General features: G+C 70.0%; 23 protein-coding genes. 9 read left to right on the top strand and 14 right to left on the bottom strand.

From position 1 onward, the window contains the following. Positions 1-199 precede the first annotated feature (199 nt). Together CLV67_RS16140 and CLV67_RS16135 are read left to right on the top strand one after the other, a co-directional pair. Positions 200-1,798: a DUF885 domain-containing protein gene (locus CLV67_RS16140; RefSeq protein ID WP_106319016.1), complete on the top strand. Its 1,599-nt coding sequence runs from the start codon at positions 200-202 to the stop codon at positions 1,796-1,798. A 59-nt stretch (positions 1,799-1,857) separates the two neighbouring features. Next, entirely contained in the window at positions 1,858-4,368 is a 2,511-nt protein-coding gene (locus CLV67_RS16135; RefSeq protein WP_170153887.1) for an MGH1-like glycoside hydrolase domain-containing protein, read from the top strand. On the opposite strand, the gene CLV67_RS16130 is transcribed toward CLV67_RS16135, so the two are convergent. Then, entirely contained in the window at positions 4,365-5,231 is an 867-nt protein-coding gene (locus tag CLV67_RS16130) for an aldo/keto reductase family oxidoreductase (protein ID WP_106319157.1), read from the bottom strand. The genes CLV67_RS16135 and CLV67_RS16130 overlap by 4 nt on opposite strands. A gap of 60 nt (positions 5,232-5,291) precedes the next feature. Here CLV67_RS16130 and CLV67_RS16125 point away from each other — a divergent pair, with 60 nt between their 5' ends. Next, positions 5,292-5,708, top strand: coding sequence for a winged helix-turn-helix transcriptional regulator (locus CLV67_RS16125; protein WP_106319155.1), 417 nt, complete (start codon positions 5,292-5,294; stop codon positions 5,706-5,708). Here the strand turns inward: CLV67_RS16125 and CLV67_RS16120 are convergent. The 4 genes from CLV67_RS16120 to CLV67_RS16105 all read right to left on the bottom strand — a co-directional run bounded on the left by CLV67_RS16120 (position 5,705) and on the right by CLV67_RS16105 (position 9,304). Further along, complete coding sequence (locus CLV67_RS16120) at positions 5,705-7,252, bottom strand: ricin-type beta-trefoil lectin domain protein (RefSeq protein ID WP_239166180.1); 1,548 nt, start codon at positions 7,250-7,252, stop codon at positions 5,705-5,707. The two genes, CLV67_RS16125 and CLV67_RS16120, sit on opposite strands and share 4 nt — an antisense overlap. Positions 7,253-7,534: 282 nt before the next feature. Next, complete coding sequence (locus CLV67_RS16115; RefSeq protein ID WP_106319012.1) at positions 7,535-8,161, bottom strand: GOLPH3/VPS74 family protein; 627 nt, start codon at positions 8,159-8,161, stop codon at positions 7,535-7,537. Positions 8,162-8,163: 2 nt separating this feature from the next. Beyond that, positions 8,164-8,385, bottom strand: a complete 222-nt coding sequence (locus CLV67_RS16110; protein ID WP_106319010.1) for a type II toxin-antitoxin system antitoxin — start codon at positions 8,383-8,385, stop codon at positions 8,164-8,166. Between the two features lie 7 nt (positions 8,386-8,392). Beyond that, positions 8,393-9,304, bottom strand: coding sequence for an SPFH domain-containing protein (locus tag CLV67_RS16105; protein ID WP_170153886.1), 912 nt, complete (start codon positions 9,302-9,304; stop codon positions 8,393-8,395). A 133-nt stretch (positions 9,305-9,437) separates the two neighbouring features. Here CLV67_RS16105 and CLV67_RS16100 point away from each other — a divergent pair, with 133 nt between their 5' ends. After that, entirely contained in the window at positions 9,438-11,039 is a 1,602-nt protein-coding gene (locus CLV67_RS16100) for a peptide chain release factor 3 (RefSeq protein WP_106319006.1), read from the top strand. A gap of 46 nt (positions 11,040-11,085) precedes the next feature. Here the strand turns inward: CLV67_RS16100 and CLV67_RS16095 are convergent, their stop codons facing one another. Then, a complete protein-coding gene (locus CLV67_RS16095; RefSeq protein WP_106319004.1) occupies positions 11,086-11,637 on the bottom strand; it encodes a DMP19 family protein in 552 nt (183 codons plus the stop codon). 227 nt (positions 11,638-11,864) lie between these two features. Between CLV67_RS16095 and yiaA the strand changes: the two genes are divergently transcribed. Continuing rightward, positions 11,865-12,323, top strand: a complete 459-nt coding sequence (gene yiaA / locus CLV67_RS16090) for an inner membrane protein YiaA (RefSeq protein ID WP_106319002.1) — start codon at positions 11,865-11,867, stop codon at positions 12,321-12,323. Here yiaA and CLV67_RS16085 read toward each other — a convergent pair. Genes CLV67_RS16085 through CLV67_RS16075 form a run of 3 tightly spaced genes read right to left on the bottom strand, consistent with a single transcriptional unit; the run spans position 12,302 to position 15,023 of the window. Then, a complete protein-coding gene (locus tag CLV67_RS16085) occupies positions 12,302-13,018 on the bottom strand; it encodes a nucleoside/nucleotide kinase family protein (protein ID WP_203736975.1) in 717 nt (238 codons plus the stop codon). The genes yiaA and CLV67_RS16085 overlap by 22 nt on opposite strands. A gap of 51 nt (positions 13,019-13,069) precedes the next feature. Next, positions 13,070-14,287: an RCC1 domain-containing protein gene (locus CLV67_RS16080; protein ID WP_106319000.1), complete on the bottom strand. Its 1,218-nt coding sequence runs from the start codon at positions 14,285-14,287 to the stop codon at positions 13,070-13,072. Between the two features lie 37 nt (positions 14,288-14,324). Further along, positions 14,325-15,023: an HAD family hydrolase gene (locus tag CLV67_RS16075; RefSeq protein WP_106318998.1), complete on the bottom strand. Its 699-nt coding sequence runs from the start codon at positions 15,021-15,023 to the stop codon at positions 14,325-14,327. Positions 15,024-15,473: 450 nt separating this feature from the next. Between CLV67_RS16075 and CLV67_RS16065 the strand changes: the two genes are divergently transcribed. Beyond that, positions 15,474-16,673, top strand: a complete 1,200-nt coding sequence (locus CLV67_RS16065; RefSeq protein ID WP_106318997.1) for a DUF1996 domain-containing protein — start codon at positions 15,474-15,476, stop codon at positions 16,671-16,673. A gap of 11 nt (positions 16,674-16,684) precedes the next feature. On the opposite strand, the gene CLV67_RS16060 is transcribed toward CLV67_RS16065, so the two are convergent. The 5 genes from CLV67_RS16060 to CLV67_RS16040 form a co-directional block, all read right to left on the bottom strand. Beyond that, the gene (locus CLV67_RS16060; RefSeq protein ID WP_146169172.1) at positions 16,685-18,115 is read right to left on the bottom strand and encodes a chemotaxis protein CheW; all 1,431 of its coding nucleotides are present in this window, start codon (positions 18,113-18,115) and stop codon (positions 16,685-16,687) included. Further along, positions 18,112-20,520: a methyl-accepting chemotaxis protein gene (locus CLV67_RS16055; protein ID WP_203736976.1), complete on the bottom strand. Its 2,409-nt coding sequence runs from the start codon at positions 20,518-20,520 to the stop codon at positions 18,112-18,114. The genes CLV67_RS16060 and CLV67_RS16055 overlap by 4 nt, the downstream gene beginning before the upstream one ends. 101 nt (positions 20,521-20,621) lie before the next feature. After that, positions 20,622-21,398 carry an inositol monophosphatase family protein gene (locus tag CLV67_RS16050; RefSeq protein ID WP_106318993.1) on the bottom strand — a complete coding sequence of 259 codons (777 nt, stop codon included), beginning with the start codon at positions 21,396-21,398 and terminating at the stop codon, positions 20,622-20,624. A 165-nt stretch (positions 21,399-21,563) separates the two neighbouring features. Next, positions 21,564-22,448 carry a helix-turn-helix transcriptional regulator gene (locus CLV67_RS16045; protein ID WP_106318992.1) on the bottom strand — a complete coding sequence of 295 codons (885 nt, stop codon included), beginning with the start codon at positions 22,446-22,448 and terminating at the stop codon, positions 21,564-21,566. A gap of 11 nt (positions 22,449-22,459) precedes the next feature. Further along, positions 22,460-23,401, bottom strand: a complete 942-nt coding sequence (locus CLV67_RS16040; protein WP_106318990.1) for an SDR family oxidoreductase — start codon at positions 23,399-23,401, stop codon at positions 22,460-22,462. Between the two features lie 138 nt (positions 23,402-23,539). On the opposite strand from CLV67_RS16040, the gene CLV67_RS16035 reads away from it, so the two are divergent. The 3 genes from CLV67_RS16035 to CLV67_RS16025 are packed head-to-tail and all read left to right on the top strand — an operon-like array spanning position 23,540 to position 24,986. Then, positions 23,540-23,887, top strand: coding sequence for an ArsR/SmtB family transcription factor (locus tag CLV67_RS16035; protein ID WP_106318988.1), 348 nt, complete (start codon positions 23,540-23,542; stop codon positions 23,885-23,887). Then, on the top strand, positions 23,884-24,342 hold the full coding sequence (locus tag CLV67_RS16030; RefSeq protein WP_106318986.1) for an SRPBCC family protein: 459 nt from the start codon (positions 23,884-23,886) through the stop codon (positions 24,340-24,342). The genes CLV67_RS16035 and CLV67_RS16030 overlap by 4 nt, the downstream gene beginning before the upstream one ends. Beyond that, positions 24,339-24,986 carry a maleylpyruvate isomerase family mycothiol-dependent enzyme gene (locus tag CLV67_RS16025; RefSeq protein WP_106318984.1) on the top strand — a complete coding sequence of 216 codons (648 nt, stop codon included), beginning with the start codon at positions 24,339-24,341 and terminating at the stop codon, positions 24,984-24,986. The genes CLV67_RS16030 and CLV67_RS16025 overlap by 4 nt, the downstream gene beginning before the upstream one ends. Positions 24,987-25,002 lie beyond the last annotated feature (16 nt).

The raw sequence follows: 25,002 nt of genomic DNA, 5'->3' as shown, positions 1-25,002 counted from the left end.
CCGGTGCGATCGAGGCCGGCGAGCCAGTGTGTCCTCGTCGATCGCCCGCGCCCGCTCGTGCTCGCCCAGCGAGGTCAGGTCGGTGGCAAGGTTGTATGCCGAGCCGAGGGTACTGGGATGGCTGTCGCCGAGTACCCAATGACCATCGATCCGGGTGCGGAGGGAACATCGGCGGGCTTGGTTCTGTAAGGATTGCGCGGTGACCGTACGTGAACTCGGCGCCGCCTTCTTCCACCGGCTCAACAGTCACGACCCGCTGGGAGCGAGTCTGGTCGGGCTGACCGCCTATGACGCGATGCTGCCCGATCCGCGGCCGGAAGCCGACCGGGCCGCCGCCGCGGACTTCCGGCGGACCGCGCGGGACGCCGAGATCGCGGACGGCGACGACATCGACCGTCAGGTGCTGCGCTGGATGGCCGACACCGCCGCCGACGAGGCCGAGCACTGCCTCTGGGAGGCCAACGCCTCGGCCATGGTCATCGGCTCCCCGCAGGGCTCCTACTTCACGGCGGGCGGCGACCAGCGCCTGCCGGGTGCGGCCGCCTTCTTCGACGGCCTCGCCGAGCGCTACCGTGACGCGTCCGCCCGGGGCCGCCCCAGCACCCGGGCCGGCATCGAGCAGGCCGTCGCCCAGCTGCGGGCCCACCTGGACCGGCCGATCGGTGCCGGCGATCCGAACCGGCGGCTGATCGAGGACGAGGTGCGGCCCGCGATGCGCCGCCTGGCCGAAGCTCTGAGTGGGGAGCCGGCCGCGGTCGCCCGCGACGACGACCACGCCGGCATCTGGGCGGTGCGCGGGGGAGAGGCCGGCTACCGGGCTGCCGTCGCCGCGCAGACCACGCTGGCGAAAACCCCGGAGGAGATTCACGACCTGGGCGTACGGCTGCTCGCCGAACTCGACGAGCATTGGTCGCGGCTCGGCGTGGAGGCGTTCGGGCTGAGCGATCCGGTGGCGGTGCGGGCTCGGCTGCGTGACGATCCGGCACTGCGTTTCACCAGCGCCGACGAGGTCCGGGCGGCGGTGGCGTCGGCGTTGCGACGGGCGGAGGCGCGGGCCGCCGACATCACGTCGCTCGCGGCGTCGGCGCCGTGTGCCATGCAGGAGGTGCCGGCCGAGGACGCGGCGTCGGCGGCGGCCGCCTACTACGTACCGCCGGCCGTGGACGGCAGTCGTCCCGGCACGGTGTTCATCGGGACGGCCGAACCCGATCAGCGCACCCGGTTCGGTCTCGAGGCGCTGATCTTCCACGAGGCTGTGCCGGGTCATCACTTCCAGGCCGTCGCCGCCCAAGGGCTCCACGAGCTGCCCGGCTACCGCCGCTATGTGGACACCCGGCTCGGGGCCTACGTGGAGGGATGGGCGCTCTACGCCGAGCAACTCGCCGGGGAACTGGGCCTCTATTCCTCACCGCTGACGCGTCTGGGCCAGGTGTCGATGGCCGCCATCCGTGCCGCCCGCCTGGTCGCCGACACGGGCCTGCACGCCCGTCGCTGGTCGCGGGAGCAGGCGCGGGCTTTTCTGCGCGAACACACCGTCGGCTCGGAAACCGGCGTGCGGAAGGAGGTCGACCGGTACATCGCGTGGCCCGGTCAGGCGCTCGCGTACAGCGTAGGCGCCCGGGAGATTCTGAGACTGCGCGAAAGCGCCCGCGTCGCGCTCGGCAGCCGCTACGACGAGGTCGCCTTCCACGACCGGGTGCTGGGCGCCGGTCCCGTGCCGCTCGGCGTCCTCGCGACGATCATCGAGCGTTGGATCGAAAGCAGTGCACATTTTCGCTCACGTTCCATCAGAGATTGACACGCGTGACATTTAACAGGTTGGATTCCTTAGAGATGTCGTCCTCGAGGAGTCCGCCGATGCTGCGACGGTTGCTTGCCGCCACCACCGTCCTGGTCCTGACCGGCGGCGGTCTCGCCGCCGGGACCGAACCGGCCACCGCCGCCGATCCGCCGGGCCCGTATCCGGCGGTGGGTGCGGGGACCACATTTCTGAACAAGGACTCGTTCGTCGGCGGGTTCAACGACCCGGCCTGGTATCGGGCGAACATCCCGTTCCTCGAGGTGCCCGACCGGCAGATCCAGGACGTCTACTACTACCGGTGGAAGACGTGGAAGGAGCACCTGGTCTACACCGGGCCGCAGTACGGCTGGATCTCCAGCGAGTTCCTCAACCCGGTGTTCTACGGGGCGCCCTACGGTGGCATCTCGGCCGCCGCCGGGCACCACATCAACGAGGGCCGGTGGGTACGCAACAGCCAGTACCTCGACGACTACATCAACTACTGGCTCACCGGTCCCGGAGCGGGTCCCAAACCGGCGGAGGAGGCGGTCAACCCGAACACCACCGACTGGGGTCACGAGTACAGCTTCTGGGCGGCCAGCGCGGTCTGGAACCGCTACCAGATCAACGGTGACCGAGCCTTCGTGACCGCGCAGCAGCCGGCCCTGCAGCGGTTCTACGACCGGTGGAACGTGCAGTTCAACGCCGCTCTCGGCCTGTACTGGCAGGTGCCGGTCTGGGACGCCAGCGAGCTGTCGGCAGCGTCCTACCAGTCACCCGACCCCTATCACGGCGGCGCCGGGTACCGGCCGAGCATCAACGCCTACCAGTACGGTGACGCGCGGGCCATCGCGGCGATCGCCGTGCTCAACGGCGACTCCGCGACCGCGAACACCTACAACGCGCGGGCGGCGGCGCTGAAGACCGGCATGGACGCCCGGCTGTGGGATCCGCAGCGCAACTTCTACTTCCACGTGATGCGCGACCAGAACCCGAACCTCGGCAAGCTCGACACCCGCGAGCACATCGGGTTCGTACCGTGGATGTTCAACATGCCGGACGCGAACCGGTCGGCCGCCTGGGCGCAGGTCACCGATCCGCAGGGGTTCTACTCCGTTTACGGGCCGACCACCGCGGAGCGGCGCAGCCCACAGTTCATGCGCGACGCGCTGAGCGGGTGCTGCCGCTGGAACGGGCCGTCGTGGCCGTACGCCACCTCGCAGGTTCTCTCCGGTCTTGCCAATCTGCTGCAGGACTATCCGGCACAGCCCTACGCCGACAACGCCGACTTCGTCGATCTGCTTCGCAAGTACGCGCTGACGCAGTACCGCAACGGCGTCCCCTACGTGGCCGAGGCCCACCACCCGGACGAGAACCGCTGGATCTACGACGGGAACGGCCACAGCGAGGACTACAACCACTCGACGTACGTCGACAACGTGATCTCCGGGCTCATCGGCGTGGACGGCCGTGCCGACAACGCGGTCACGATCAAGCCGCTGGCCCCGTCGAGCTGGGACTACTTCCTGCTGGAGAACGCGCCGTACCACGGCCACAACCTGACCGTGCTCTGGGACCGCACCGGTAGCCGGTACGGCCGTGGCGCCGGCCTGAAGGTGTACGTCGACGGCGTACAGACGGCGGCGCAGCCGGGTTTGAATCCGTTGACCGTGAATGTCGGTGGCCCGGTGACGCAGCCGACCGGGGAGCGGGTCAACATCGCCGCCAACACCCAGCGGCACGGCAACGGGGCCACGCAGCCCTTCGCGTCCTACACGTTCACCGTCGACAACGCGTGGCGCACCATCGACGGCAACATCTTCGAGAACAACGTCCCGCAGAACACGCGCTGGACCACGTACAGCTCGCCGAACGCGACCGACCACGTCGGTGTCGACTTCGGCCGCCCGGTGACCGTCGACGACGTGCGGCTGTACTTCTACGACGACGGCGGCGGAGTGCGCGTCCCCACGAGTTACGAGCTGCAGTACTACACCGGCACCGAGTGGCTGACCGCCGCGACCGGCGCGTCGCCGCTCGCCAACGGGCTCACCCGGCACACCTTCGCACCGGTCACCGCGACCCGGCTGCGGGTGGTGGCGCCCAACCGGGGCGGTGGTGTCGGCTGGGGCCTGAGCGAGCTGCAGGTGTGGAGCCGGCCCACCTTCAAGATCTTCAACCGGCACAGCGGGAAGCTGCTGGCCGTGAGCAACGCGTCCACGGCCAACAGCGCGCCGGTGCAGCAGTACGGCGACACCGGCACGATGGACCACCGCTGGGAGCTCGTCGACAACGGCGACGGCTGGTTCCGGATCAGGAACCTCAACAGCGACAAGGTGCTCGGTGTCGCCGGCATGTCCACGGCCGACAGCGCCCAGGTCGTCCAGTTCGACGACAACGGCACCGCCGACCATCTGTGGCTGCCCGTGGACGCCGGGAACGGCAACTTCAAGCTGCTCAACCGGCACAGCGGCAAGCTGCTGGCGGTCGACTCGATGTCGACCGCCGACAGCGCGAACGTGCAGCAGTACCGGGACAACAACAGCAACGACCAGCAGTGGCAGCTGCGCCCCAGCGTGGGCCGCTAACGGCCGATCTCGTCCAGCTCGGCGACGTCGTCGGGAGCGAGCCGCAGGGCCGCCCCGGCGACGTTCTCGCGCAGGTGGGCCACCTTCGACGTGCCCGGGATCAGCAGGATGTTCGGCGACCGCTGCAGCAGCCAGGCCAGCGCCGCCGACATCGGCGTCGTCTCCAGCCGGGCGGCGACCGCGGACAGCGCCGACGACTGCAGCGGGCTGAACCCGCCGAGCGGGAAGAACGGCACGTAGGCGATACCGTCGGCGGCGAGTTCGTCGATCAGTGTGTCGTCGTGGCGGTGCGCCAGGTTGTACATGTTCTGCACGCACACGATCGGCGCGATCGACCGCGCCTCGGCGACCTGCCCGGGCGTCGCGTTGCTCACCCCGAGATGCCGGATCAGGCCGTCACGCTGCAGGTCGACGAGTGTGCCGAACGCCTCGGCCACCGGCTCGGGCTGCGGACCTTCGGCGTCGCCGAGCCGCAGGTTGACCACGTCGAGGGTCTCCAGGCCGAGAACCTCCAGGTTGTCGTGCACGGCCCGGCGCAGGCTCCGAGGGTCCCGAGCCGGGGGCCAGCCACCCTGGGCGTCACGGGTGGCGCCGACCTTCGTCACGATGTGCAGATCTTGGTGGTACGGGTGAAGCGCCTCCCGGATCAGCTGGTTGGTGACGCGGGGGCCGTACGCATCGGCGGTGTCGATGTGGGTGATGCCGAGGTCGACGGCCGCACGCAGGACGGCGAGCGCCCCGTCGTGGTCGGCCGGCGGGCCCATCACCCACGGCCCGGCGAGCTGCATCGCGCCGTATCCGAAGCGGGTGACGGTCAGATCGCCCAGCGGCCAGGTGCCGCCGGGAAGTGAAGTGGAAGCCATGAACACACTGTGCGAGAGTTACTCCCCAACGGGAAGTAGGCACCTTGAAGTGCGTAGGTGGTGGCGATGACGACGGCAGCACAGAAGAGAGAACAGGCCAAGGCGCGGTACGACGCCTTCCTGGCCGTGTGCCCCAGCCGCAAGCTGCTCGAACGGATCTCCGACAAGTGGGTCGCGCTGATCCTGTCGGCGCTCGGCAGCGGCCCCGACTGCGCCGGTGAGCCGCGGCCGATGCGGTACTCGGAACTGTCCCGCCTGCTCGCCGGCGTGAGCCAGAAAATGTTGACCCAGACGCTGCGCTCGCTGGAGCGGGACGGGCTGGTCACCCGCACCGTGGTGCCGACCGTGCCCGTCACCGTCTCCTACGAGCTCACCGACCTGGGACTCTCCCTGCACGAGACGATGCGCGGCCTCAAACGGTGGGCCGAGTCACACATGGACGAGGTGCTCGAGAACCGCGCCCGGAGTGAGGCCTAGCCGCGGCGCCACTTCTGGTTGAGGGTGCCGGCGCACTCCCACAGCTGCAGCCGCGCGCCGTCGTTGCCGTTCCAGTCCTGGATGTCGATGCACTTGTTGGCCTGCGGATTCACCAGGTCACCGGCGGCGCTCAGCACCCACTGCTGGGCAGGGTTGCCGCTGCACGTGACGATCTGCAGGACCGCGCCGTTCGCGGTCGAGCCCCACGGGATGTCGAGGCACTTGTTGTTGCCGGTGCGCAGTGCACCGCCGACCGCCTCCCACTTCTGGGCGGCCGAGTTGTTGCAGTTCCACATCTGCACGAGCACGCCGTCGGAGAAGTTGCCGTTCGGCACGTCGAGGCACTTGTTGTTCCAGTTGCTGATCACGGCGCCGCCGCCACCACCGCCGCCGGTCGTGGTGAGTGAGAGGCCGTACACCGAAAGGATCTCGTTGACCGGCTGGAACCACATCGTGCCGCCCGTGGTGCAGTTGCCGCTGCCGCCGGAGGTGACGCCCTGCGCCTGGTTGCCGGAGATCCACGAACCGCCGGAGTCGCCCGGCTGCGCGCACGCGTTGCTGCGGCTCAGGCCGGAGACGCTGCCCTGCGCGTAGTTGATCGTCTCGTTCTTGCCGAGCAGGGTGCCGCAGCGCCAGCCGGTGGTGCGGCCGGACCGGCAGATCGAGCTGCCGATCGCCGCCTCCTGCGAGCCCGCGACCAGCACGTTCCCGCCGGAGTAGTTGTTCACCCAGGGCTGCGAGACCCAGTTGCCGTTGGTACGGACCCACGCGTAGTCGTTGCCCGGGAAGGAGGAGCCGGCGAACGTACCCTGCGCCTGGTTGTTGAATCCGAGTGTCGGGCTGCCGGTCCCGCCGCAGTGTCCGGCCGTGACGAAGCCGCCGGCGACCGAGAACCCGACCGAGCACAGGGTGTTGCCGTTGATGACGTACTGGTCGCCGCCGCGGGTGTCGTACATCGGCTTCGGCGCCTCGGTGGCGGTCTTGACGGTGACCGTGCCGGCGCCGCTGTCCTTGGCGAACGCGCGGGCCTGGGCCTCGGCGCCCGGCTTGACGGTGACGACGACGCTGTTGGTCGCCGTATCGACGTACCAGCCGCGTACGGAGTCCGGTGCCGCCTTGCCGTTGCGGTCGAGCCTGGCCTGCGCCGCCGCGAGGTCGCGTGCGCTGCGCTTGACGACGGCCGGGACGGCGCCCTCGGCGCGGACCGCGGCCGCGTCGGCCTCGCTGGTGACGGCCACGGTGAGCCGCGTCGCGCCGGACGGGATCCAGGCGCCACCGAACCGGTCGCCGAGCGTCTTGCGCAGCCGCTGCTCGACGACGGGTGCGGCCGCCTCGGTGGTGAGCCGCCGGGCGATCTGGTCGTCGTCGAGCTTGAGGTCACGGCGCATCGCGGCGAGCATGCCGGGCGCGAGTCCGAGGTCGGCGGGCGCGACGGCTGCCGGTGGTGCGGGCTTCGGGTCGGCGTGACCGGCGAGAGGAGTGAGGGCGACCGCGGTGAGCGTCGCCCCGCCTATGGCGAGTGCCTTGACGAGAGGGCGTGGCATCGAGGGTCCTTTCACGCACACACGACCGCACGGCCCGGTTGTGGCGGGTCGTGGCGACGGCATGGAGCTGGGGATGGAGGAGAGAGAGCGCTCTCACAGCGATTCTCATCCTTCGATGCTTAATCGTCAATAAACCTCACTGAAACATTTCGGCCGATCCGGATCCGCCGTAACCGGGTGGTGGTCGCCGAGGAACCAGCGCTGGAACATCCAGCCCTGACGAGAGCCACATCGGGGGGATGACGGTGGTGGGCGGGGACGGCCGCCCACCACCTCGCCCGGTCAGCCCGCGGCCGCCGCCGCGGACGCCTCGATCGACTTGCGCAGGGCCTGGGCGATCGGCCCGCTGAGGTCGTTGAGGTGCTGGATGCGCTGCTTCTCGGCGCGTCTCGTCTTGCGGTCCAGCACGATGCCGAGGCCTCCCGCGGCGACGATGGCGACCATGGCCGCGTCGGTGTGGTCGACCTTGCCGGCCGGGTCGCGCAGGGCGCCCCGGACCCGGCTGAGCAGTTCTTTGCGAACCCGCGGATCCCGGATGGTCACCCTGGTCAAAGGAAAGATCCCGAGGGCTTTGTACGGCTCCACGCGAACCCATCCGCCGTCGTTGAGCTGCTGGCGTACCGCCTTGACCGTCGGGCTCTGCCGCCGGTCGACCCAGTGCTGCCACTTGCGTGGTTTGGCGGCCTTGATCTCCTCGAGAACCGCGGCGAGCACGGGGTCGGCCACGGGGTGCCGGCCGGCGACGGTGGCACGCCCGTTCTCGTCGGTGAGCAGTCCTTTGAGGTAGAGGTCGGCGAGCACCGCGGCACGGGTCATCGCGCCGATCTCGGTACCCACGCGGAACCGGCCTTTGTCGGGATCGTGGGCCAGCAGGAAGATGCGCTGGGGGAGGCTGCCGGGCAGTGTCATGGTCACTCCTCTTCTGCTTCCGGCTCGGGTGTGGCGGGGGGCCTGCCCGGTCCTCGCATCCGGCTGACGCCTCCGGGGAGGCGGCCGACGTCGGCGAGAGCCTTGCGCAGCAGGTACTCGATCTGTGCGTTCGTGCTGCGAAGCTCGTCCCCGGCCCACCGTGCCAGCGCGTCGTGCACGGCCGGATCGAGCCGGAGCAGCAGCTTCTTTCGCTCGGTAGCCATGGTGGGCCTAGGAGTAAAGGGATCCCGCGTTGACCACGGGCTGGGTGTCGCGGTCGCCGCAGAGCACGACCAGCAGGTTGCTGACCATCGCGGCCTTGCGCTCCTCGTCGAGGTCGACGACGTCGTGGTCGGCGAGGCGCTGCAGTGCCAGCTCCACCATGCCGACGGCGCCCTCGACGATCCGGGTGCGCGCCGCGACGACGGCGTTGGCCTGCTGGCGGCGGAGCATGGCGTGGGCGATCTCGGGGGAGTAGGCGAGACGGGTCAGCCGCGACTCGATGATCTTCACCCCGGCCGCGGCGACACGCACGCCGATCTCCTCCGACAGCCGGGCGGTGATCTCGTCGGCGTTGTCCCGCAGCGACATCAGCGTGGTGTCGTGCGAGTCGTAGGAGTAGCTGTTGGCGATGTGCCGGACCGCGGTCTCGGTCTGGATGGCGACGAACTCGATGAAGTCGTCGACCTCGAAGACCGCGCGGGCGGTGTCCTCCACCTGCCAGACGACCACGGCGGCGATCTCGATGGGGTTGCCGTCGGCGTCGTTGACCTTGAGGACGTCGGTCTCGTGGTTGCGGATCCTGGTGGAGACCCGGCGGCGGGCGGTCAGCGGGTTGACCCAGCGCAGCCCGTCGGACCGGACCGTGCCGGTGTAGCGGCCGAGCAGCTGCAGGACGCGGGCCTCGCCGGGCGCGACCGGGGTGAGGCCGATCGCGGCGAACGCGGCGGCGAGAAGGATCAGGACGGTGAGGCCCAGCAGGCCGCCGATGGCCGCGTCGCTGTCCTGCTGCACCGCGACGACGAAGACCGCGATGCTGACGAGGACGGCGACGAGGCACGAGATCAGGACGGGCCAGCCCGAGATGTCACGGGCGGCGCGCTCGCGTACCTGCGGGGCGGGGAGGTCGAGGTGTTCGGTCATGTGAGGCCTCCTCATGTGGCGATGTCTCGACAGTAGCAAACTGATATCACTTTTTCGACCCGGGTCCGTTGGCGGTCCCGTTCGGCGGCGACCGTAAGGTTGGAGGGTTGGTCGGCAAGGAAAGTGGGAGATCGTGAGTCAGAGTGTGCTGTCGTCCGCGGGGGTCGCCGCGCAGGCGGCCCGGAGGCGTACGTTTGCGGTGATCTCGCACCCCGACGCCGGTAAGTCGACGATGACCGAGGCCCTGGCCCTGCACGCACGGGTGATCGGGCAGGCCGGCGCCGTGCACGGCAAGGGCGACCGCCGCGGCGTGGTCTCCGACTGGATGGCCATGGAGCAGCAGCGCGGCATCTCGGTCACCTCGGCCGCGCTCCAGTTCTCCTACGGCGACACGGTCATCAACCTGCTGGACACCCCCGGCCACGCCGACTTCTCCGAGGACACCTACCGGGTGCTGACCGCGGTCGACAGCGCCGTGATGCTGCTCGACGCCGCCAAGGGCCTCGAGCCGCAGACGCTCAAGCTGTTCGAGGTGTGCCGCCAGCGCCGTATCCCGGTGATCACCTTCATCAACAAGTGGGACCGTCCCGGTAACGACGCGCTCGCCCTGATGGACGAGATCGAGCAGCGGATCGGGCTCAAGCCGACCCCGCTCACCTGGCCGGTGGGCATCGCCGGGCAGTTCAAGGGCGTCATCGACCGCCGCGAGGGCACGTTCATCCGCATGCAGCGTTCCCCGGGTGGCGCCGACCTCGCCATCGAGGAGGAGATGAGCGACGCCGAGGCCGCCGAGCAGTACGGCGCCGACTGGGAGACCGCCACCGAGGAGCTCGAGCTGCTCGCCATGACCGGCGCCGACCATGACCAGGCGGCGTTCCTCTCGGCGACCACCACCCCGGTGCTGTTCGGCGCGGCGGTCGCCAACCTGGGCGTACGTCAGCTTCTGAACATCCTGGTCGAGCTGGCACCGCCGCCGGAGGCCCGGCCGACGGTCGCCGGCACCGACAAGCCGGTCGACAGCGCGTTCTCCGGTTTCGTGTTCAAGATGCAGGCGAACATGAACCGCACTCACCGTGACCAGGTCGCCTTCATGCGGGTGTGCTCCGGCCGCTTCGAGCGCGGCATGATCGTCACCCACTCCGGCACCGGACGGCCGTTCGCCACCAAGTACGCCCAGCAGATCTTCGGCCAGGGCCGCGAGACCATCGACGAGGCCTTCCCGGGTGACGTGGTCGGCCTGGTCAACGCCACGGCGCTCGGTATCGGCGACACCCTCTACGTCAGCGAGCAGGTCCAGTACCCTCCGCTGCCGTCGTTCCCGCCGGAGCACTTCGCCGTGGTGCGCACCGACGACACGTCGGCCTTCAAGCGGTTCCGGCGCGGCATCGAGCAGCTCGACGGCGAGGGCGTCGTCCAGGTGCTCAAGTCGGAGCAGCGCGGCGACCTCGCGGTGCTCGCCGCGGTCGGACCCATGCAGTTCGAGGTCGCCACCTACCGCCTGGAGACCGAGTTCGGGGTCAAGGTCAAACTCGACCATCTGCCGTACGAGATCGCGGCCATCACCGACGCGGCCGGCAAGGAGATCCTCCGCACCGAGTCGAACGTCGAGGTGATGACCCGGGTCCGTGACGGCGCCCTGCTCGCGGTGTTCCCGCACCGGTGGCGGATGCGGACCATCGCCGGCCGTCACCCCGACCTGCGTCTGGACGCGCCGATGGACACCGGCCAGGCCTAGCCCGCACCCGACCCGCCGACCGGCGGCTCACGCCGGGCCGTCGGGTTCAGGCGGTGACCGCTGCCATCCGGGCCGCCACGTAACGCTCCAGCTCGGCACGGGGAACGGACTGGAGCGCCGGATGGGTGCGCAGCCATGCCGCGAGCCGGTCGGCGAGCGGGTCGGTGAAGTGCAGGGCGAAGTACTCGTCGTCGGTTCTGCTGAGCCGGTCGCGCAGCGGGTTGCTGCCGAACAGGCCGCTCGCCGCGAACTCCGCCTGCTCGTCAGGGCTGAGCGCGTTCCAGCCCGCGACCGAGTGCTCGAACACCGCCTGGTGCGCTTCGCCGCCGAAGCGGGACAGGCCGTCGCGGACCTGGAGCAGCACTTCGGCATCGCGGCCGCCGTTCCACAGGAACTGGGCGAAGCCGCCGTTGCCGACCTGCGTCAGGTAGAAGTCGGTGTGGTAGGCGGCGAGCGCTCCGTCGGCGAGATGCTCCGCCGCGGCGCCCTCCTCCAGCATGACGCTGATGATGGACGCGAACGATCGGATCACCGACTCGTCATCGGTCGCCAGAGCTTCGGAGGACACGACGAGCCGCGGGGCGGAGACATCGAACATCAGTAGATCCAACCATCAAAGCTGATCAACGACGCACCCGGCGCGCCGACCGGCAACCTCGGCCGAGCAGGGAACGCTTGACGCGCCGATCGCTGTCCATGCCGAGCCGAAACAGTGACGACCGGGCTGGCGCGGCTGTCCTAGCATGTTGTGCTCTACGGGGTTGCGCTCAGTGATCGTCGCCGCGTCGGAACCTTCGATCCTCACGAAACTGCCGGGAGCCCTCTGTGTCGCATCCGTCGCCGTCCTCGGCCAAGCCGACCCCCGCCTTCGTGGGCGCCTCCTGGGCGGCACTGTTCCTCGGCATCGTGGCCTTCGGCGTGGGCCTGTGGAACGCCGAGATGGTCGCCAGCGAGAAGGGCTTCTATGCGGCGGTGCTCGTCCTGGGCCTGTTCGCGGCCGTCTCGCTGCAGAAGTCGGTGCGTGACCGGGCCGAGGGTCTGCCGGTGTCGGCGCTGTACATGGGGTTGTCGTGGCTGGCAGTCGCGATCGCCATCGTGATGCTGGTGGTCGGTCTGGTGAACAGCGGAATGCTGCTGAGCGAGAAGGGCTTCTACGGTCTCGCGTTCGCGATGTCGCTGTTCGCGGCGGTCGCGGTACAGAAGAACGTGCGCGACACCCTGCAGTACCAGGCGTCGTCGCCCGCCGGGCTGCACACCGAGGCCTACGGATCCGACGACCGCTGACGCGACGGGTCACGAGACGCCGCGGATCGGTCGAGTCGGTGGGGACTCCGTCCGCTGACCGGCGGGGCCACGAGCAGGTCCTCCGGCCCGAGCCCGGCCGGCGAGGGGCCGGCGACGACCATCGTGGCCCTGGACCACGGCCGCTCCCGGGACAGGAACGGCAACTCCTCGGACAGCCAGTTCGCGACGTGCTCACGCTGCTCGGGCGAGTCGCCGTCGCGGGCGGTCAGCAGGAGTTCCTGCTCGTCGAGATCGCCCTGCAGCCAGATCGACGCGTCCAGCCACGGCGCGAGTTCGGCACGTATCACGCCGGTGCCCTCGACCCAGACCACGGGGGCACCGGCGGGCACCGCGATCGACCCGGGCCGGTCGCGACTGACCCACGCGTCCGGGCGGAAGCTCACTCCCGTACCCCCGTGAAGGGGTTGAAGGATCTTCTCGATCAGGAGATCGCCCCAGTCGAAGCAGGCGTGATGCCACGCTACATCGTCGGTGTGCACCACCGCCGAACCCGGTACCGACCTGCGCAGACGTTCAGTCAGGGTGGTCTTTCCGGCACCTCCCCGGCCGTCGATCGCGAAGACCCGCGGACGCCCGGACACCCCCGGCGACGCCGCGAACAGCCGCGAGACGGCATCACCGACGGTGACCAACCGCCAGCCGGTGGCCTCAATCTCGCCTGGACGCAGACGCATCGACATGCACATTCGTATCTCCGTACCTGCCACCTCCCAAACGAAGGCGGGTCAGGCGGGCGGCACCGGTACCGGACGCCGTGTGACGGTGGCGACGCCGAGCTGCATGTGCTCGTTGTCGCCCCAGCACCACAGGCTCCGGTCGGTACGGATCCCGCACGCGTGCGAGGTTCCCGTGCCGACCGAGAGCCAGGAGCCCGCCACGCGGACCGGGGCGTGCCGCTCGATCAGGCTGCCGTCGCCCAGCTGACCATGGAAGTTGTCGCCCCAGCACCAGAGGCTCGCGTCGGTCCGCCTGCCGCACGCGAACTCGTCGCCGGTCGAGACACTCGTCCAGGTCGCGGCGCGGCCCACGCGTACCGGCTCCGGGACGTTTCTCGTGTCGCCGTTGCCGACCTGCCCCTGCCGGTTGCTGCCCCAGCACCAGAGGCCCCGGCCGGGACCGACCGTGCAGGTGCCGGCCGGTTGACGGAGCGGTTCGCCGCCCCAGCACCGCCGGGAACCGTCGGTGCGCCACGCGCAGGTGTGATCGCCGGCCGGGACGACCCGGTCCCAGCCGGTGCCGATACCGACGCGCAGGGGGACGTCGCTGAACAGGTGCGTCGTGCGGGTGCCGTCGCCGAGCTGGCCGCTGGAGTCGTCGCCCCAGCACCACAGGGCACCGGCGACGGTCAGGGCACAGGTGAATCCGGACCCGGTGGCGACCGCCTTCCAGGTCAGATCGGCGTGCACGCGTACCGGCTCGGTCACGTCCCGGGTGCCGCCGTCACCGATCTGACCGGCGCCGTTCTCGCCCCGGCACCAGAGCGTGCCGCCGGTGCGTACGCCACAGGCATGACCGGCGCCGTTCTCGCCCCGGCACCAGAGCGTGCCATCGGTGCGTACGCCACAGGCGTGACCGTCGCCGGGAACGACAGTGGCCGGTGTGCCGCTGGTGTCGTCGCCCCAGCACCACAGGCTGCCGTCCGTGCGGAGGCCGCACGTGTGCCGGGATCCGACCGTCACGGCCCTCCACCTACCGCCACCCGCGACCTGGACCGGCTCGTTGCGGTCGACCGTCGTGCCGTCGCCCACCTGGCCGTACTCGTTGCCGCCCCAGCACCAGAGCGTCCGGTCACCGCGGAGCGCGCAGACCGACACGGGCCCGGCGGCCACCAGCGACCACGAGACGGCAGCCTCGGCCCGCGCCGGGGCGACCAGCGTCAGAACCGCCAGCAGCAGGACGGCACAGCGACTCCCGCGCCGCACGTTGTCGCAGGTCGCGGGCATGGTCCCAGTGGATCACCCGGTGGGGCCGGGCCGCGGGTCAATGAGCGAGCGCGGCGCTCAGAATGCCGGGGAGCGCGGCCATGTCGGTGAAGATGTGCGCGGCGCCCGCGTCGATCAGCACCTGCGGGATGCTGTGCGACGGGCTCGCGGGCGGGCAGTAGCCGAACACGGTGGCACCCGCCGCGACCCCCGCGCGGACACCGGTCGGAGTGTCCTCGACGACCGCCGTGCGAGCCGGGTCGACACCCAGCGCGGCCGCGGCGGCCAGGTAGACGTCCGGCGCGGGCTTGCTACGAGGAGTCTCCATCCCGCTGAAGATCTTGCCGGCGAACACGGTGTCCAGACCGACCTTGGCCAGCTGCAACTCGACCTTGTGCCGGTCGGCGCCGCTCGCGCACGCCAACCGCCCGCCGTAGACGCGGTCGATCTCCCGGGCCGCGGCCACCGCGCCGGGAATGGGCTGCAGATCCAGCACCAGGGCGTCGTTGCGGCGCTTGCGGAATTCGCCGAGCCACTCGTCGGTCACGACGAACCCGGTGTTCGCGGTGATCACGCCGGCCTCGTCGCGCAGCGCCCGCCCGACGAACAGGCGGAAACAGTCCGCCTCGGAGATCGGCCAGCCGAGCTCGTGCAGCATCGTCCGGAGCACCGAGTTCGTGATGCGTTCCGAGTCGACGAGCACCCCATCACAATCGAAGAGCACGGCGTCGTACGGAAGCGCGGCGGATTCCAGCATGGCGGTGACCCTAACCGCGCGTGAATCCGGCGGCCATGACCGGGCGCACAGCCGGACGACTGCGCCGATCCCTCGCGGGGGATCGGCTTCCGACCCGGAACCCGGTGAAGCTGGCCTCGAGGGCCTCCCGCTCCGGCGAGCAGCACATGACGCCCACGTCGATCGTCTCCGGCAGATCCAGCTCACCCCGGTGGCCGGGCACGGCACCACCGACAGGTCCGAGTGGATTGCGGCGGCTCGTTGAGTGAGGACATCGCGGCCAGTCCATTGGCGCACTATCAGAGACGGCCGGCGTGACCTGCGATAACACTTTTCCGATCCGGGTCCGCGAAATGCGTACGCATGGCCAGTCTTTTCTTTGCTTTGTTTTAAGTGCCTGTCGGGCGCGCGTGCGGGATGCCTAGCATTCCGGCGAGTTTCAGTCTTGTTCCGCATGCTGGGGAGTCTTCTGTGCCGTCTTCCGCACCCATCGAGCCGACGCCGCCGGGTCCGGGCCGTCATGCCCGGCGCTCGCGGGGCCTGGCCGTCGCCGCGGCCGGCGTCGCCGTCGTCCTGATCGCGGGCGCGGCCGTGTGGGCGAACCGGCCCGACACGGCAGAGCCGTCGCAGGACGTCGCCGCGAACCTGCCGCTGCCGTCCGGCACGAGCAGCGCCACCGCGGCGGCGGCATCCGTGCCCACGCCCGGCGCCCGCAAGCCGTCCGTATCCGCGTCCGCCCCCGGAAAACCGTCGGCCGCCGCGAAACCGGTCGTCGCCAGGGGCGGCTGGATTCCGGTCGACCCGGCTGTCTGGAATGAGCAGGTCGCCGCATTCAAGAAGACGAAGGCCGACCCGCCGGTGAACGCCGGAAACCTGCCGGAGTTCCGGGCCGACTGCAAATACAGCCACCGCAAGCCGGACGACCCGATCGTCGCCCCCGGCCTGCCGGGCGCCTCGCACATGCACTCGTTCGTCGGTAACAAGGCCGTGGACGCCCATACCACCGCCGAGGACCTCACGAAGTTCACGGCCACCACCTGCAAGCCGACGGTCGACCACTCCGCCTACTGGGTGCCGACGCTGTACGAGGCGGCCACGAAGAAACCGGCCGAGACCACTGGATTCCGGGTCTACTACCGTTCGCTGCGGAACAATTCGAAGGGCATCATGCCCATTCCGAACGGCCTGCGAATGATCGCCGGGGACGCCAAGAAGAAGGTGCCGACCCCGCGCGGCGCGCAGGGTCAGTTCTACTGTGCCTTCTACGGGCCCGGTGACATCGACGGTTATGCGCGCAGCGACAACGGGAACTGGCCGATCTGCGGTGAGCCGGCCAGCCTGCACTTCATGCTGCAGTTCCCGGACTGCTGGGACGGCAAGCACCTCGACAGCCCCAACCACAAGGACCACGTGGCGTTCGGGAACAACGAGAGCTGCCCGGCGTCACACCCGGTGCGGATCCCGGCATTGACCTTCGACATCGCGTACGGGGCCAAGGGCACCAAGGCCGGCTACTACCTCTCATCCGACCCGGACGGCAAGAGCGCCTCTTCGATGCACGGCGACGCGTTCGTGATGTGGGACTCCAAGGCGCTCAACCAGCGGGTCCGCAACTGCATCGCCCAGCGGCGGACCTGCAACAACGACGGCTACGACCCGTTCTCGTACTGACTCCGCGTCCTTCAGCCGTTCAGTTTCGCCGCCCATCCGGCCAGGTCCACCCGAGGCAGCAACCGGCCGTCCGGATCGGCGCCGAACTGAACGAGCGGGCTCTCGGCCAGGCGCCCCGGCGCCTGGCCGGCGGCCCCCGGTCCCTGCTCCCAGTCGGAGTGCTCGATCGCGCCGAGTCCGTCCACCACGTACCCGACATGGTTGCCCTGATGTTCGACCAGCAGGACCCGGCTCGTCGCCGGGTCGATCGCGGACGGCTGGCCGATCAGCCGCTTCAGGCACAGCAGCGACACCACGCTCTCGCGGTGGGTGAACAACCCGATCACGCCGGTGCCGACGTCCGGCAGCGGCGAGAAGTCCTCCGGGTAAGCGATGATCTCGGCCACCTGATCGAGCGGTGTGGCCACCTCGACTCCGGCGCGGTAGGTAAGGTAACGGTCGCTCTTCGCGGTGCCGCCCGCTGGACGGCCCGACCGGGCGGTCTCCTGCTTGGTGTTGAGCCGGCTGAGCCCGTGCAGCGTCGGATCGCCGGTCAGACCGTCGGGGTCGATCACCAGGTGCTGGCCGTGCCCGGGGATCAGCACCGCACCGAGGAACCGGCCAGCGTTCGGCATCCCGAGCGTGGGCAGCGGGCGGACCTGCGTGTCGTCCAGTGTGACGATCTCCACGATCTCGGAGACCTGCAGAGCGACCAGGCCGCCCGGATACCGCCAGAGCAGGCCCTGCGCACCGCCCGAGTCCGCCGCCGCACCCAGCCCGAGCGCCTGCACGAGGTCGACGACCGGCACCAGATCACGCATGTACGTGGTGACGCCACGGCACATGTCGCCCTTGAGCGGTGAGTCGGCGACGACCAGCTGGGGCAGCACGGTGTGGATGTCGGTGAGGCTCACCGCCAGGCGGAAGTCCCGGCATCGCACGAGCAGCATCGGCCGGCCGGTGCGCGGATCGGCACCGGACGGCTGCGCCGCGGCCACCCGGACCTCGGCGGGGTCGGCGACCGTGGGGACGCCCGGCAGGGACAGGATGGCGTGGGCGTCCAGGATGCTGACGACGGCGCCGGTCTCCTCGTACCCGAAGGTGTGGGAGAAGACCAGGTCGTCGGCGGTGTCCCTGGTGTCGTGGCGCTGGTCGTCGGGGACCGTGGTGATGCCGTCGATGCGGTCGGCGACCACGCCGAGCATGCGGCCACCCTCGCTGATGATCACGATGACCGGGTCGGTCCGCCCATCCACCGGCCAGTCCAGCGCCGATGCCAGGTCGAGCACCGGGATCACCACGTCGCGCAGATGCACCGCGCCGAGCAGACCGGGCGCGCGGGCCGGCACCGGCGCCAGCTCGCGCGGGCAGGGGATGACCTCGCGCAGCACGGTCAGCGGCAGCGCCACCTGGGCGTCGGCGATCCGCAGCAGGCCGTACGTGGTGTTCATCGCCGTACTCATGGCGTCGATCCGCCGCACGCGCCGGCAAGCTGGCCGAGCAGGGCGGTCACCTCGTGTGAGGCTTCCTGCTGTGCGGTCGTCGAGCTGGTGATCTGGCCGATCGCGGTGTCGGTCTGGCGGGCGCTCTCCCGGATCCGCGTGAGCGCGCTGCACGCCCGGTCGGAGACGTCGGCGCCCTCGTTGACACGCAGGGCGGACTCGCTGATCAGCTTGGCGATCTGGCGCGCCGCGTCACCGGACCGCTCGGCCAGCTTACGGACCTCACCGGCGACGACAGCGAAGCCGACGCCGTGCTCGCCGGCGCGGGCCGCCTCGATGGAGGCGTTGAACGCCAGCAGGTTCGTCTGACTCGCGATCTCGCCCATCACCGAGACGATCTCCCCGATCTCCCGGGTCGACGCCTGGATCAACTTGATCGCCTCGATCGAGCGCTGCAGCTCGGCGGCTCCCTGATCGGCGTCGCCGGCCGTGCGCCGTGCCAGCTCAAGGGCCTGTCCGCTGGTCTGCGCGATGGTCGTGGTCGCCGAGGCCAGGCCGCCGACGGTCGCGGTCATCTCGGCGGTCTTGGCCTGCACCAGCTGCTCCATCTGCACCTGCGCGGTGATCTCGGTGGCGTACTTGACGACCTTGAAGGGCCTGCCGTTCAGGTCGAACACCGGGTTGTAGGTCGCCTGGATCCAGATGTCGCGCTGGTACTTGCCGAGCCGGTGGTAGCGGCCGGCCGAGAACTGGCCCTTGTTCAGGTTGAGCCAGAAGTCCCGGTACTCCGGGCTGACCACGTACTCAGGGCTGCAGAACATGCTGTGATGCTGACCGACCACCTCGCGCAGCGAGTAGCCGGTTGTCCGCAGGAAGTTGTCGTTGGCGTACAGCACGATGCCCTCGGGGTCGAACTCGATCACCGCCTGCGACCGGTCGACGGCGTTGACCTTCGACTCGAACTCGGCGCTGCGCACCTTCGTGCCGGTGACGTCGGTGGCGAACTTGACCACCTTCATCACCCGGCCGTCGGTGTCCAGGATCGGGTTGTACGTCGCCTGGATCCAGACCTCCTTGCCCAGAGCGCCGATCCGCTTGTACTCGCCGCTCTGGTACTCGCCGGTGCCCAGACGCTCCCAGAAGTTGGCGTACTCGGCGCTCTGCGCGTGCTCCGGCTCGCAGAACATCCGGTGATGCTTGCCGATCACCTGATCCGGCCGGTACCCGGTGAGCGCCAGGAACGAATCGTTGGCGTCGAGCACCTCACCCTTGACGGTGAACTCGACGACCGCCTGGGAGCGCTTGATCGCGTCGAGCTTGCCCTCGAAGTCGACGTTGCGCAGCTTCTGCGGGGTGACGTCGTAGGCGAACTTGATCACCTTCACCGGGCGGCCGTCCGGGCCGACGATCGGGTTGTAGGACGCCTGGATCCACACCTCGTTGCCGGCCTTGCCGAGCCGCCGGTACTCGCCCGCGTGGAACTCGCCGCGCGCCAGGCCGCGCCAGAAGTCCCGGTAGTCCTCCGACGCGGTGTACGCCGCCTCGCAGAACATCCGGTGGTGCTTGCCGACCACCTCGTCACGGGCGTAACCGACCGCGGCCAGGAAGTTGTCGTTGGCCGACAGGATCGTGCCCTGCAGGTCGAACTCGATCACGGCCTGCGAGCGGTTCAGGGCGGCGACGGTCGACTCGAACTCGGCGCTGCGCTGCTTCGCCACGGTGATGTCGGTGGCGAACTTGACCACCTTCAGCGGGCGGCCGTCCAGGTCCAGGATCGGGTTGTAGGTGGCCTGGATCCACACCTCGCGATCACCCTTGCCGAGACGGCGGTACTCGCCCGACTCGAACTCGCCGCGCCCGAGCCTCGCCCAGAACGTGCGGTACTCGGCCGAGTTCGCGTACTCGGTCTCGACGAACATGCGGTGGTGCTGGCCGACCACCTCGCGGGCCTGGTAACCGAGCGTCTGCAGAAAGTTGTCATTGGCGGCCAGGATCGTGCCTTCGAGATCGAACTCGATCACGGCCTGGGAGCGGTCGATGGCGTTGACCCTGCCCTCGGACTCCGCGACCGCCCGACGCTCGGCGGTGGTGTCGCGCAATGCCACGACCAGGCGCTTCGGACCACGATTCGAGGCACGGGCCAGTCGTACGCCGGCCTCGTAGCGAACCTGGCCGCCGGTGGGCCCGACGGCGCCGAACACAGCGGGCCGGCCTTCCTGCGCGGCGCGGCCCAGCTCGGCGAGAACCCCGTCCGCGCCGAGCAGCCCGGCCACCCACTGCGCGTCGACGTGCTCAGACACGGCGACCAGGTCGCCGTTCTCGGCATCGATCACCAGCCCGAGCACGCCGTCGGACACGACGACCCGGAAGGCTTCGGCGAAGGCGGGATCGCCGGCGAGGTCGGCGGGCTGCGGCTGGTCCGTCATCTGGTCTCCCCGGTGCAGGCGGGCGCCCCTGCCGGACACCTCCGCCTGCACCATCGACCTCAGCCGGGAACGCTTAGCCCCTGCGACCGTACTGCACCCTGTCAGGCGACTTCGCGGACCTGCTCGGACAGGGTGGGCCACAGCGCCGGGCCCGATCCGATCGTCAGCTCGGTGGTGAACTCCGGGCCGTGGCCGCCGAGAACGACACCGGCCTCCCGGGCGATCAGCGCCCCGGCGGCGATGTCCCAGAGGTTCGTGTCCAGTGCCAGGCCGCCGTCCAACCGGCCGGCGGCCAGGTAGACGAGGTTCAGCGCGGCGGGGATCCGGCGGATGTCACCGGCCAGCGGCAGCAGTTGACGGATCACCCGGCCGGCGCGGTCCTTGGTACGCGGATTGGGCTGGAAACTGACGCCCACCAGGGCCTTCTCGAGTTCGGGCTCGCTCGACGCGGCGATCGGCTCGCCGTTGAGCAGCGCACCCCGTCCGTCGACGGCGCTGAACGTCTCGTCCGCGGCCGGGTCGTGCACCACCGCCATCCGAGGCTGATCGCCCTGATAGAGCGCGATGCACACCGACCACGGGCCGGTGCGGCTCACATAGTTGCGGGTGCCGTCCAGCGGGTCGACGATCCAGGACCAGCCACTCGTACCGGGCCGGCCGTGCCCTTCCTCGGCCTGGACGGCGTCGTCGGGCCACTGCTGCAGGAGCGCGTCGACGATGAGCCGTTCACTGTCGATGTCGACATCCGAGACGACGTCGTTGACGTGGGCCTTGGGCGCGCCCATCTTCAGGGTGTCGCGCCGCTCCAGCTGCAGACGCCCGGCGCGGACCGCCAGGCCGGCGGCGAGCTCGCGGGCCGCGAGAAGATCTCGTTCCATCGTCCGGGAGCCTATCCCCTCAGGTTCGCGGCGGCGATCGCGCGACCATCGAGGAGCTGGCCGGGCAGGTGCGGGACTCCCTCGACGCCCGCTACGAGGCGCTACGTTCCGACCTCGTGGTCGCCCGCACCCACGACACGGTCACTCAGGTGACGGCCTTCCTGTTCAGCGTGCTGGCCGTGTTCCCGGCGTCCCGGCTGACGCCGTACCGGAGACATCCTGAGCTCCGATGACGGCGAGCAGTTCCAGCTTCTCGTAGCTCTCGGTACCGGGCACGGCCGTGTAGACCAGCAGCGAATGCCCCTGATCGGGGTCGAGCATCGCCTGGCATGTCAGCTCCAGCGCGCCGACCTGGGGATGCACGAAGCGTTTGAGGTGGGCGTACCGGATGCCGATCTCATGTTCCCCCCAGACCTCGCGGAATTCCGCGCTGCTGTCGAACAGCAGTTTCTGCAGGTGGGCAGCCCACGAGCGGGGGCCGCGAAGAGTGACGACGTGTCGCAGCCCGGAGGCGAAGACGCGCGAGTGCAGCGGGTGGTCGTCGGGATGGTAGAGCGCACGGCACGCCGGATCGGTGAACCAGCGGTAACCGATGCTGCGGGCCGGGCCGGTGAACCGGGTCAGGTCGCCGTTGAGAGCCACGCCGAGCCGGTTCTGCCGCAGGGTCTCGCCGAGTTCGGTGACGATCTCGGCGGGCGTGTCGGCCAGCCGGTCGAAGATGCGCAGCAGACCGGGGCTGATGTGCTCACCGGAACCGCCGCGCACCGGCGGATGGTGCCCGGCCAGCCGGAACAGGTGATCCCGCTCGTCATGCGACAGGTGCAGACCCTGCGCGATCGAGGCGATCATCTGCTCGGAGGGGTGCGGGCCACGCTCGCGCTCCAGCCGGCTGTAGTAGTCGGCGGAGATGTGGCAGAGCGTGGCCACCTCCTCGCGCCGCAGCCCGGACGTCCGGCGGCGCTGCCCACGGGGCAGGCCGACGTCCTCGGGCTGCAACGACTCACGCCGCCGGCGCAGGAACTCGGCGAGTCCGGATCGATCGATGGGCACTGTGGTCCCCTTCACCGCGGTGCTGCTTCGTACGTCCTGGTCAGTTTCTCCGAGACGGCCCAGACGCGTGCGGCCTCCTCCTCACTGCGCAGCCGTGAGTAGAGTTTCTGCTCCGCCGGGGCACCGCCCAGGTTCCCCGGCCCGCTGGGACCGTAGAAGGTGGCGTCCTGCCCGATCGTGGCCGCCTGGACGGCGGGCAGCGCCGCCGACGCGGGGGTGCCCAGGAGGATGCCGGCCGCCGACATCGCCCCGATCAGCCGCCGGCCCGCGGTCTGCCGTGTCCGTCCCACCTCCGGACGCGCCGCCAGCAGACTCGTCGCGGCGACGCCCGGGTGTGACAGGTTGCTGGTGATGCCCCAGTCGTTGCGCCGGCTGCGCCTGCTCAGCTCGAGCGCGAACAGCCCGAAGGCGATCTTCGACTGGCTGTAGGCGCGCATACCGTCGTACGAGCGTTCCCAGTTGAGGTCGTCCCAGTTGATCGCGCCGGAGTTCGCCGCGACGCTGATCTGGTTGGTCACCCGCGCCCGGCCCGCCCGCAGCAGCGGCATGAGGTGCGCCACCAGGGCGAAGTGGCCCAGGTGGTTGGTGCCGAACTGCAGCTCGAACCCGTCCGCCGTCAGCTGCCGGTCCGGCGGCGTCATCACGCCGGCGTTGTTGATCAGGTAGTGGATCGGCTCGCCCTCGCGGCGCAGGCTCTCGCCCAGGGCCGCCACGGAATCCAGGGACGAGAGATCGAGCGTACGCAGGGACAGGCGGGCGTCCGGCGTACGGTCCCGGACGGCGGCGATCGCGGCCGCACCCTTCTGCTCGTTGCGCACCGGCATGACGACCTCGGCTCCGGCGGCCGCCAGCCGTGCCACCACCTCGAGGCCGATGCCGTCGCTGCCGCCGGTCACCACGGCACGCCTTCCGGACAGATCGGGGACGGTGATGTTGACGGGTTTGCGGGCCATGAGCTGCTCCTGAGTGTCGTTCGCTGGGGTGTGACACCAGAATGCGGCGGACGCCGGACCTTAACCACGGCCCGACGATCCCAGGCTGAGCAGAAGTTCCAGTTGACGCTTGATAAAGCAGATGCTTGAGTACGGGGTATGGACGCCACTATCGACGAAGAGCGGCTCGACGCGCTGTTCACCGCGCTCGGCGACCGGACCAGGCGTGACATCGTGGTCCGGCTCAGCTCCGGCGAGGCGACCGTCAAGGAGCTCGCCGAGCGCTACGCCATGACCATGCAGGCCGTGTCCCAGCATCTCCGGGTGCTCGAACGGTCCGGACTGATCAGCCGCGGCAGGCATCGGCAGACCCGGCCGTGCCGGCTCGAGCCGGAGGCGCTGGCGGTCGCCGTCTCCTGGATCGAGGAGAGCCGGCGCACCTGGGCCGAGCGGATGGACGGCCTGGAGACACGCCTGGCCCAGCTGCAGGAGGGTGACGACCGGTGACCGACGACGAGTTCATCCACCGGCGGGTCTTCCGCGCGCCGCGCGAGCTGGTGTGGCACTGCCTCACCGAGCCCGCCGAGCTGGCGCACTTCTGGGGACCGCGAGGAACGACCACCCCGGCCGACGGCATCGTCGTCGAGCTGTGGCCCGGCGGTCGTTTCGAGACCCTCATCGTCGGCGAGCACGGCGTCCATCGGATGGCCGCCACGTTCACCGAGGTCGTGGCGCCCGAGAGGCTCGCCTGGATCGAACCGGCCAGCGGCATGCGGACGACCAGCACGCTCGAGGACCTCGGCGGCGGCGCGACCGCGGTCGTCATTCATCAGCGGCATGTGCCCGAGGCGATGCGGACACCGGAATCCCGGGACGGCTTCCTGACCTCCCTGGACAAACTCGACGAACATCTCGTACGCCGGACGGGTTCGGCCCGCCGTTGTGGAGGGGAGCCGGCATGACGTCACCGCAGAACTGGGTCGCACCGACCTGTCGAGGATTGGCCGACCTGCTCGAGGCCGTCCCCGGCCAGAGCTGGGACGCGCCGTCGCTGTGTGAGAAGTGGCTCGTGCGGCACGTCATCGCCCACGTGACGATGCCGGTCCGGCTGAGCCCCGAGCGGTTCGGCGCCGAGATGGCAGCGGCCGGTGGCGATTTCACGGTCCTGTCCGACACCGTGGCCGAGAGGGACGCGTCCCTGCCGATCGCCGACCTCCTCGACCAGCTTCGATCACCGTCACTGCACGCATGGCAGCCACCGGGAGGTGGAGCAGCCGGTGCCCTGAGCCACGCGGTGATCCATTCGCTGGATGTGACGATCGCGCTGGGCCGCCCCGCGGTCGCGCCGGACGGTGCGATCAGCGCCGTCCTCGACCGGCTCGCCGCCGCTGGCGGGGCCATGTTCGGACTCGACCTGACCGGCGTGCGGCTGGAGGCCGCTGACGGCGCCGCGTCCGGCCTCGACCTGGCCGGCGTTGCGGCCGAGGTCGCCGATACTGTTTGGAGCTGGGGAGAGGGCCGGACGGTTCGCGCGGAACGCACCGCACTGGTCGCCCTGTTGAGCGGTCGGACCCTGCCCGACGGCAGCCGGCTGCCCCGCGCCTGAAGGACCCATAGGATCG

The organism is Actinoplanes italicus (genome assembly GCF_003001815.1).
Lineage (GTDB): Bacteria > Actinomycetota > Actinomycetes > Mycobacteriales > Micromonosporaceae > Actinoplanes > Actinoplanes italicus.
The sequence above is the reverse complement of the archived record's forward strand: the minus strand, read 5'-3'. Positions and strand labels throughout refer to the sequence as shown.